Origin of the sequence: Rhodococcus sp. BS-15, assembly GCF_000813105.1 — a bacterium.
Taxonomy (GTDB): domain Bacteria; phylum Actinomycetota; class Actinomycetes; order Mycobacteriales; family Mycobacteriaceae; genus Rhodococcoides.
The window spans coordinates 1-2,688 of record NZ_BAOX01000452.1 but is presented as its reverse complement, the minus strand read 5'-3'; the positions used below and the strand labels follow the sequence as shown (position 1 = coordinate 2,688).

The window sequence follows — 2,688 nt, the reverse complement described above, 5'->3', positions numbered from 1 at the left end:
TAGCTGATGGCGAGGTGGGAGGTGGCGCCTCCGGTGGCCTCCTGCTCGGGGGTGACGCCTGAGGCCGAGCCGGCGGCGCCTAGGGCGTCGATCAACGAGGCGATCACGCCGCCGTGGATCACGCCCGGTGTCGTGGTGAGGTCTTCGGAGAACGGTAGGTCGGCGGTGACCGCGTCGACCTCAGCGGAGCGCAGGCTGATGCCAATGGCGCGGGCGACGGGGGACTGGAGGATGACGTTGTCGATCCAGTGTCGGGCGAGGTTGTGCATGGCAGCTCCTGATGGTGTGGTCGCCTGGCTGGTGACCTGATTGACCCAGCTTCGTCGCACGGGTGCCGACCGTCGATGACCTCCGAGGTCATGCCGCACTGGAGTCTCCCGGGGAGTCTCACCTCCGGGGGGAAAGGGCCTCGCGGGTCGCGTCGTCGGCGGGGTAAAAGGCCTCGATTCGGAGCTCGTCGACCGTGACGTCGAGTGCCGACTCTACGATCGAGGCGATGCTGAAGAACGACAGGTCTCCGGCTCCGGTGACGAGCTGCAGCGGCACGACGACGTCGGTCCGCGCGAGTGGGCCTACGTCGTCGCCGGGGTAGGCGACTACCTCGTTGGCCAGCTCACGAAGTCGCTCGTCGCCGGTCCGTTCGGCCCGTGCCTGCACTTGGCCGATGAGGTGGGAGCGCCACTGGCCGAGGTTGCGGATGCGCGGTGCGAGGCCGTCGGGGTGCAGGGTCACACGCACCGCGTTGACTGGTGGCTCGAGCAGGTGCGCGGCGCACCCGACGAGCAGCAGGTCGGTGGCCGCGTTGCGGTCGACGACGTCCCACCACCGGTCGAGCAAGAGGGCGGGGAAGGGCAGGTGGGCGTCGAGGACGCTCTGGAGTGCTCCGCTGACAGCCAGCAGCTCGGGTGCCTCGAGGCCCCGTTCCGGGTGCGGAGGCGCGAAGCCGGCCGAGAGCATCAGCTGGTTCCGCTCACGCAGCGGCACGTCCAGATGGTGGGCGAGGCGGGCGATCATGCCCGGCGTCGGCTTCGACCTCCCGGTCTCCAGGTAGCTCAGGTGTCGGGTCGACACTTCGGCACGTGACGACAGCTGCAGTTGGCTCATCTGGCGGCGCTGCCGCCAGTCGCGCAGGAGGTCGCCCACCGGGGCGGTGCTGTGTGCGGGCATGGCCCGATCGTAGGGATTGCCGTGCGCTTGTCCATGACCTGCCAGGTCATGGACCACCCGCGGCGATCGGCTACCACTTCGCCACGACCGATTCTTTGCTTATCGAGGCTTTGCTGAACGGTTCGGAACATCGTCCATGCTCCTGCCGCCCGTCGGCAGAAAGCACTATGTATCGGTTGTCGGGCCGATGATGTGTTCTGCGTGTTCTTCGCCCCAATCACCGAGCGCCCGTAGCGCATCGTTGAGGCTTTGGCCCAGATCGGTCAGCGAGTACTCGACTCGAGGCGGGGTCCTTCGACCTGTAGAAGGTGTTCGAGGTGGATTGTCACGCTCGCGGCGGTGTTCAGTCCGAGTTCCGCGTATGCGATGGAAAACGTGATCGGTCCGGGTTCTGGGAGGGGGCTGAGAAAATACGTTGCACCGGTCTCCGTTGGACGGCTGTAGCTTCGTCCCCCGTGCAGCCATGGGGTCGTTGCGTCGTCGTCCTCGGGGGCATCCCACGCGAAGCTCTTCTTGTTGGATACCACCTTGCCTGTGGGAAGCACGAGACCTAGATATATCCGGTGCCTCGCGGGAGGACGCAGGCGATGCGTCAGATTGAGACGGTCACCCAACAACCCACCGCCATCGTGAACGGCTGTCGCAGAAAGGTCGAACTGGAGACCTGTTCGGAAGATGCGCAGCCGATCGATCTGCATCTGGACTCCGCCGAGAAGTGTGGCATCGAGCGAGAACGGATACCTCTCAGAGGGTTCGACCAGTAGGCCCTCGTCTTCGGGGGGTGGCTTCCGTTGGGGATGAACCTCCCGCCGGTTGGCCTTCCGCTCGCGGATGGCTTCCTTGCGAGCGATGTGTGCGCGCACCTCGGGGGGATTTTCACCCACGTTGCTCCAAGGGACGCGCCGGACTCCGGGCTCGTCCGGATCGATGCCTTCTACCCACTCCATACCCGCCTCCACCGTCGGCCCGATTAGCGTGCAGCCGCAAACCAAGTTATCGCACGCGAGCTCCGCCAGCCTTGGAAGTACGGGACAGTCGAACTGCTTCTGGTTGTGCGAGCGGGTGAGCTATACGACCAGTCTTGATATGCAAGGTTACCAGTAAACCTCTGCATGTATTCTGACGCAACGCTTTTCGTGGCCGGTCCGTTGTTGGGATGCTGGAGGCTCGCCTCGATAGCGCGCCCGCGCTACCAGGACGCGAGATGGACGAGGCTCCGCAAGGCCCAATACCGGTACCCGCCAACCATTACGGTGATCATCGCTCACGAGTGGGGCACCTTAGTGAGCGCAAATCAGGAACTTCGCTGAGCCGAGTCATTGCCTGTTTTACGGCAATATCGCCGAATTCAGGAGCCAGTCGTGGAGGGGCCGCTCTCGCCAGCCAGGCGTCGCCGCCACTCGAGAGCGGTACGACCCTCGACTGCCGAGTCGGGGCCGAGCGCGTCGGCGATCTCTGCAAGTTTCGATGCTGCGGTAGCGTTTTCGAATTCGGCGGCAAGCGCCCACCACTGAGTGGCGG

At 65.0% G+C, this 2,688-nt stretch carries 4 protein-coding genes; all 4 read right to left on the bottom strand.

Translation table 11 applies throughout. The features are described 5' to 3' along the window. Positions 1 to 269: PaaI family thioesterase (locus tag RHBS_RS26655; protein ID WP_374700671.1), on the bottom strand; the 269-nt coding region annotated here is incomplete at its 3' end. Between the two features lie 118 nt (positions 270 to 387). Continuing rightward, entirely contained in the window at positions 388 to 1,167 is a 780-nt protein-coding gene (locus RHBS_RS26650; protein WP_128646855.1) for a helix-turn-helix domain-containing protein, read from the bottom strand. A 165-nt stretch (positions 1,168 to 1,332) separates the two neighbouring features. Further along, the gene (locus RHBS_RS31240; RefSeq protein ID WP_237669800.1) at positions 1,333 to 1,425 is read right to left on the bottom strand and encodes a hypothetical protein; all 93 of its coding nucleotides are present in this window, start codon (positions 1,423 to 1,425) and stop codon (positions 1,333 to 1,335) included. Positions 1,426 to 1,430: 5 nt separating this feature from the next. Continuing rightward, positions 1,431 to 2,114 (bottom strand): hypothetical protein, encoded by a 684-nt coding sequence (locus tag RHBS_RS31235; protein ID WP_237669801.1) that lies wholly within the window; start codon positions 2,112 to 2,114, stop codon positions 1,431 to 1,433. Between the last annotated feature and the right edge of the window lie 574 nt (positions 2,115 to 2,688).